General features: G+C 61.2%; 5 protein-coding genes and 1 pseudogene. 1 reads left to right on the top strand and 5 read right to left on the bottom strand.

Annotation, left to right across the window (positions count from 1 at the left end):
- The 5 genes and pseudogenes from CZ203_RS15040 to serC all read right to left on the bottom strand — a co-directional run.
- Positions 1–1,187: pseudogene (locus CZ203_RS15040) on the bottom strand (polyribonucleotide nucleotidyltransferase); the annotation flags it as partial.
- 174 nt (positions 1,188–1,361) lie between these two features.
- On the bottom strand, positions 1,362–1,628 hold the full coding sequence (rpsO, locus tag CZ203_RS01345; protein ID WP_087064292.1) for a 30S ribosomal protein S15: 267 nt from the start codon (positions 1,626–1,628) through the stop codon (positions 1,362–1,364).
- A 602-nt stretch (positions 1,629–2,230) separates the two neighbouring features.
- Positions 2,231–3,958, bottom strand: a complete 1,728-nt coding sequence (locus CZ203_RS01350) for a phospho-sugar mutase (protein WP_087064293.1) — start codon at positions 3,956–3,958, stop codon at positions 2,231–2,233.
- A gap of 195 nt (positions 3,959–4,153) precedes the next feature.
- On the bottom strand, positions 4,154–5,317 hold the full coding sequence (locus tag CZ203_RS01355) for a phosphoglycerate dehydrogenase (protein ID WP_087064294.1): 1,164 nt from the start codon (positions 5,315–5,317) through the stop codon (positions 4,154–4,156).
- A 12-nt stretch (positions 5,318–5,329) separates the two neighbouring features.
- Complete coding sequence (gene serC, locus CZ203_RS01360; protein WP_087064295.1) at positions 5,330–6,421, bottom strand: 3-phosphoserine/phosphohydroxythreonine transaminase; 1,092 nt, start codon at positions 6,419–6,421, stop codon at positions 5,330–5,332.
- Between the two features lie 163 nt (positions 6,422–6,584).
- Between serC and CZ203_RS01365 the strand changes: the two genes are divergently transcribed.
- The coding region (locus CZ203_RS01365; RefSeq protein ID WP_143436067.1) for a QueG-associated DUF1730 domain-containing protein at positions 6,585–7,056 on the top strand (472 nt) is incomplete at its 3' end.

Consider the following 7,056-nt stretch of genomic DNA (forward strand, 5'->3'; position numbering starts at 1 on the left):
TCGCCGACCGAGAAGGACGGGAAATTATAGTGGTGGATATAGCGCTTCTGCTTTTCCTCGAAGATCGTGTCAAGCTCCTGCGCGTCGCCCAGGGTGCCCAGGGTGCAGATGGTCAGCACCTGGGTCTGGCCGCGGGTGAACAGGCCGGTGCCGTGCGCGCGCGGCAGCACGCCGACTTCGGCGGCCAGCGGGCGGACTTCCTCCATGCCGCGGCCGTCCACGCGCTTGCCGTTTGCCAGCCAGCGGCGGACGATCTTCTTCTCCAGCTTGTCGACGCACTCGCTGAGGAACGCGCCGTGCTCGGCGAGGTACGCCTCGTCCAGCGTGGCGGAGAATTCGTCCACGATCGCGCGGATGCCCGCGTCGCGCACGGTCTTGTCGTCGGTATCCATCGCCTGCTCGAACTTGTCTGCGCAAGCCGCCTCGAGGCGGTCGAACAGGTCGTGGTCGATGTCGTGGTGCTCATACTCGAACTTCGGCTTGCCGATCTGCGCCTTGATGTCCGCGATGAAGGCGACGACCTTCTTGATCTCCTCGTGCGCCTGCATCAGCGCGTCGAACATCTGTTCCTCGGGCACTTCCTTCGCGCCCGCCTCGATCATGACGATCTTCTCCGCGGTCGCGCACAGGGTGACGTCCATCTCGCTCTTGGCGCGCTGCTCCTGGGTCGGGTTGATGACGACCTGGCCGTCGACAATGCCGACGTTCGCGCCGGCGATGACGTAATCGAACGGGATATCGGAAATGGAAACCGCGATGGACGCGCCCAGCAGCGCGGCGATCTCCGGGGAGTTGTCAAAGTCGTTCTCCAGCACCGTGCAGACGATCGAAACGTCGTTGCGCAGGTCCTTCGGGAACAGCGGGCGCATCGGGCGGTCGATCTGGCGGGAGGCCAGGATTGCGCGCTCGGACGGGCGGCCCTCACGGCGCATGAAGGAGCCGGGGATGCGGCCGACCGCGTACAGGCGCTCCTCGAAGTCGACGGAGAGCGGGAAGAAGTCGATGCCGTCGCGCGGCTTCGCGGAAGCCGTCGCCGTGACCAGGACGACCGTGTCGCCATAGCGCACCAGGCAGGAGCCGTTTGCGAGCTGCGCCATCTTGCCGGTCTCAATGACCAGCGGACGGCCGGCGTAAGTGGTTTCGAATACGCGGTGGCTTGCGAAATTCATGTGGTTGATAGTTGCCATCTGGGTGCCTCCTTTTTTGTTCCGCAGGGGGCCGCGGGCAGGCCTTTAGCACTTGAAGCGCAGGCCGGCTTGCGGCATGGCCTGTCCTTCAACTGCTAAAGCGACGTGTCCCCGTCCCCCTATTTACATGTTTACATGGCATAAGGGGGGCATACTGCCCCCCTTATTACATCATTACTTACGGATACCGAGCTTCTTGATCAGCGCTCTGTAACGCTCTACGTCCTTCTTCTGCAGGTACGCGAGCATGGAGCGGCGCTGGCCTACCATCTTGAGCAGGCCGCGGCGGGAATGGTTGTCCTTGTGGTGCACCTTGAGGTGCTCGGTCAGCTCGCGGATGCGCTCGGTCAGGATCGCGACCTGGACCTCCGGGGAGCCGGTGTCGGTTGCATGGGTGCGGTTTGCCTCGATAACGGCAGTCTTGTCTTCCTTACGGATCATGTGTGTGTTCACCTTTCGAAAATAAATTTAAAGTCCCCGCATACTGCGTAAACGGCTGGTGACATGGCGCGCTCAGACGCGTCCTGTATCCGAAAACGAGGTATGGGGCAAATTACATATATGATACCACCGATCGGCACATTTGTAAAGTATTTTGCGCCAAAAAGAGCGATTTTACACTTTTCACAACAATATATCTAATTTGTTAACAAACCATTCACATATTTTTTATGACTTTTTAACATTGCGCCCCCGGGGTGCATTTGTTATAATTCATACATCGCTTCAAAACGACGGATGGCGACAGCAAAAGTTGCTAAAAACCGCGGCAGGACTGTGCAATAGCGTGGTCTGATTGCCGCGTTTTTATTTGCCCACAGGCTGTAAATATTAACCATTTAAGCCCCCATGCCCCCGGTTGCCGCCCAAATCCCCCGGATTGCCAAACAAAAACGCCGCGCGCGCTGCCGCGGCGGATTTGCCCCAGCCGTCCGCGTGCCATGCAGGATTCCCTTCATTTTCTTTCGTTTTAACGGCCGCGGCGCCCGCCGCCGCCCCGGCATGCAAAAGCCGCCCGCAAAAATGCGGGCGGCTTTCCGTATTTACTTGACGATTTCCTTTGCGGCGGCGGCCAGCTTTTCCACCTTGGCCAGCGCGTCCTTGCGCGCCTTGCCGCGCGCCATGATATAGACCTTGACCTTCGGCTCGGTGCCGGACGGGCGGATGATGAAGTGCGTGCCATCGGCCAGCTCGTAATAGAGCACGTTGGAACCGGACAGCTCCATCTTCTCCTTCTTGCCGTCCGCCACGGACAGGCGCTCGCCGGACTGGTAGTCGCGCACCGCGACGACCGCGTCGCCGCCGACCTTGGCCAGCGGGGACTTGCGCAGCTCCTTCATGAGCGCGTCCATGCGCTGCAGGCCGGAAACGCCGGGCATCGTGATGGAGATGGTCTGCTCGGCGAAGGCGCCGTACTTCTTGTACATTTCCTCCATCGCGTCGAACAGGGTCTTGCCCTGCGTGCGGTAGTAGGCGGCCATCTCCGCGATCAGCATGGAGGCGGTCACCGCGTCCTTGTCGCGCGCGTAGTCGCCGCACAGGTAGCCGTAGGACTCCTCAAAGGCGAAGATATACTGGTGCGAGCCGGTCTTTTCAAACTCCTTGATCTTCTCCGCCAGGAACTTGAAGCCGGTGAAGGTGTCGAAGCACGCGACCTTGTTGGCCTCGCACACGGCGCGCGCCATTTCGGTGGTCACGATGGACTTGAGCACGGCCGGGTTCTTCGGCATGGTGCCCGTCAGGTTCTTCGCCGTGATGACGTAATCGATCAGCAGCACGCCGACCTGGTTGCCGGACAGGGTGACGTATTCGCCCTTGGAGTCGCGCAGCACGATGCCGGTGCGGTCCGCGTCCGGGTCGGTGCCGATGATGAGGTCGACGTCGTTCTTCTTCGCCAGCTCGATGGCGAGGCTGAAGCCCTCCTTGTTCTCCGGGTTCGGGCTGACGACGGTCGGGAAGTCGCCGTCGATCTCCATCTGCTCCGGCACGCAGAGGATATCCTGGTAGCCCAGGCGCTTGAGGATCTCCGGCACCAGCCGGTAGCCCGCGCCGTGGAACGGGGTGTAGACGAGCTTGAAGTCGTGCGCGACCTGCTTGACGCAGTCCGGGTTGACCGCGACGGCCAGCACTTCCTTTAAATAGGCCTCGTCGGTGACCTTATCCAGCATGGTGATCATGCCGTACTCGATGAACGCGTCGAAATCGCCGATGCGCACGCCCTCGAACATGTCGGTCGCGGCCATTTCCTTCGCCACGACGTCGGCCTCCGCGGGCGGCAGCTGCGCGCCGTCCTCCCAGTAGACCTTATAGCCGTTATATTCCTTGGGGTTGTGGCTCGCGGTGATGTTGATGCCGGCGATGCAGCCGTAGTGGCGGATGGCAAAGGACAGCTCCGGCGTGGGGCGCAGCTCGTCGAACAGCATCGCCTTGATGCCGTTGGCCGCGAGGATGCAGGCGGCCTCCTTGGCGAACTCGGGCGAATAGTGGCGGCTGTCGTACGCGATCGCGACGCCGCGGTCCATCGCCTTCTTGCCGTTGGCGATGATCAGGTTCGCAAGCCCCTGCGTCGCCTGGCCGACGGTGAAGCGGTTCATGCGGTACAGGCCTACGCCCAGCACGCCGCGCAGGCCGGCCGTACCAAAGGACAGCGGCGCATAAAAGCGGCTTTCAATCTCTGCCGCGTCGTTCTGGATGGCGCGCAGCTCGGCGCGTTCCTCCCTCGTCAGCTCCAGGCGGGACAGCCAGCGGCTGTATTCGGACATATAACTCATGTTGGTGTCACCTCGTAATTATTGTGAATCCTAAGACAATCCTTATTTAAATTATACAATAGCCCCCACATAATGCAAAGCATTTTTTGCGGATTTGCGCACAAAATTTTTACAGCGGCGGCGCTTCCCCCCACGGGCGCAAAAAAGCGGGCCGGGGATCGCCCCGGCCCGCCTGCAAACAAGGCAGTTTTGGTCTTACTTGATGACGCGGATGGAAATCATGCCCTCAACCGCGCGCAGGTCTTCCAGCATGGCCTCGTCCGGCTCCGCGCTGACGTCCATGATGGTGTAGGCGAACTCGCCCTTGGAGCGGTTGCCCATGTTCTCGATGTTGACGCCCTTGGAGCTGAACACGCCGGTCGCCGCGCCGATCATGTTCGGCACGTTGCGGTGGATCATGCACACGCGGAAGCCGCCCTCATAGGGCACCTTGAGGTTCGGGAAGTTGACGGAGTTGCGGATCGTGCCCTTTTCCAGGAACTCGGAGATCTCGTAGACCGCCATCTTGGCGCAGTTGTCCTCGCTCTCCGGGGTGGAGGCGCCGAGGTGCGGCAGGACGATCGCGTTCTCCTGCTCGAGGATGCAGTCGGAAGCGAAGTCGGAGACATACGCGGCGACCTTTCCGGAAGCCAGTGCCGCCGCCATGGCCTGCTCGTCGACCAGTTCGCCGCGCGCCAGGTTGACCACGCGCACGCCGTCCTTCATCTTGGCGAGGGATTCCGCGCAGATGAGGTCCTGGGTGTCCGGCAGCAGCGGGACGTGCACGGTGATATAGTCGCAGTTGGCGAAAATCTCATTGAGGTCGGTCACGTGCTTGACCGAGCGGGACAGCTTGAGCGCGCCGTCGACCGACAGGAACGGGTCGTAGCCCCAGACCTCCATGTCCAGGCCGACCGCCGCGTTGGCGACCTGTACGCCGATCGCGCCGAGGCCGACGACGCCGAGGCGCTTGCCCGCGATTTCCGGGCCGGCATAGGTGGCCTTGCCCTTTTCCGCGGCCGGGCCGATGTCCGGCGTGCCCTTGAGCGAGCGCACCCAGTTCGCGCCCTGGACGATCTTGCGGGAGGCCATGAGCAGTGCGCAGATGACCAGCTCCTTGACCGCGTTCGCGTTCGCGCCCGGGGTGTTGAACACGACGATCCCCTGCTCCGCGCACTTTTCGACCGGGATGTTGTTCACGCCGGCGCCCGCGCGGGCGATGCACTTGAGGTTCTCCGGGAACGCCACGTCGTGCAGCTTGGCGGAACGCACCAGCACCGCGTCGTAATCCGTAAAATCCTCCGAGCAGGCGTACTTCGCCGGGTCGAGGTTATCCAGGCCGACCCTGGAAATCTTATTGTAAAGCTTAACGTTAAACATCGTTACTCCCCCTTACTGGTTGTCTGCGGCGAACTTCTTCATGAAGTCCAGCAGCTTCTCGACGCCTTCGACCGGCATCGCGTTGTAGATGGACGCGCGCATGCCGCCGACCGAGCGGTGGCCCTTGAGATTCGACATGCCCGCGGCAACGGACTCCTTGGCGAACTTCGCGTCCAGCTCGTCGCTGCCGGTGCGGAAGGTCACGTTCATGCGGCTGCGGCTGTCCTTTGCGGCGACCGCCTTGTAAAAGTCCTGGCTGTCCAGGTAATCGTACAGCATGCCGCTGCGCTTTTCGGCGAGGCCAGCCATCGCCGTAAGGCCGCCCATGGACTCAACCCACTCGAGCACCAGGCCGAGGATGTAGATCGCGTACGTGGGGGGCGTGTTGTACATGCTCTCCTTTTCGGCCATCAGCTTCCAGTCCAGGATGGTCGGGTACTTTTCCGCCGGGTAGGAGCCCAGCAGGTCCTCGCGCACGATGACGACCGTCAGGCCCGCGGGACCCATGTTCTTCTGCGCGCCGGCGTAGATAACGCCGTACTTGGAAACGTCGACCGGCTTGGACAGGATGTTCGAGGACATGTCCGCGACGAGCGGCACGCCCGCCGGGGTCTCCGGGTCATAGCCGAACTCGGTGCCGTAGATCGTGTTGTTCGCGCAGATGTAGAAATAGTCCGCGTCCGGGCGGATATCCAGTTCCGCCTGGGTGGGGACGCGGTCGAAGTTGCCCTCCTTGGAGGAGAAGGCGACGTGGATGTCGCCGAACTTCTTGGCTTCCTTGTATGCGTTGTTTGCAAAATTGCCCGTCACCGCATAATCGGCCTTGCCGGACTTCATCAGGTTCATCGGGACCGCCGCAAACTGCAGCGTCGCGCCGCCCTGCAGGAACAGCACCTTGTAATTGTCCGGGATACCCATGACGCGGCGGAGCGCAGCCTCTGTATCCTTGATGATACCGTCATAAACCTTAGATCGGTGGCTCATCTCCATCACGGACATACCGGAACCCTGACAGTTCGTCATTTCAGCCGCCGCCTTTTCGAGGACGGGGAGCGGAAGCATGGACGGGCCGGCGGAGAAGTTGTAGATTCTAAAGTCTGACATTATGAGGTACCTGCCTTTCATTTTTTCGGGGTCATTGTCTCTATCTGATGCCATGCACCATGTAATCTTTATTATAAACCGTGAACAGAAATGAACGCAATAGTTTTATCCGCTTTTTATTTATGGTATAATACCTAAAAATAACACAGATCGAGGGCGTTCTATGAACATTCTCCATAGTTTACGCGCCGTGCCGGGGGTGTCGTCCGCCGGTATCTGCGCCTATCCGTCACTCTTGCCGCGCATGTCCGCGCAAAGGCGTTCATGGGCGGAAAAGTTGTGCCCGGATGCCAAATCCGCATTGTTTGCGCTGTTCCCCTACGACTCCGGTCCCGAAACCGGCAACTTATCCCGCTACGCGCGCGGCGCGGACTACCACGCCGTGGCCGGGCGTGCGCTGAACTGCTTTGTTTTGCAGGTTCAGCCGCATTATCCTGCAAATCGTTTCGTCGTTCTGACGGACGATTCCCCCCTGCCCGAGGCCTTCGGCGCCTGCCTCTGCGGCGCGGGGCGGCTGGGGGACAACGGCCTGATCTTCGACGGCGCCCACGGCAGCTTCGTCTTTATCGGCGCGGTGCTGACCGACCTTGCGCTGCCGCCGACCCCCGGCGGGCGGGGCTGCCTGCACTGCGGCG

Origin of the sequence: Intestinibacillus massiliensis, from assembly GCF_900155735.1 — a bacterium.
GTDB lineage: Bacteria > Bacillota > Clostridia > Oscillospirales > Butyricicoccaceae > Intestinibacillus > Intestinibacillus massiliensis.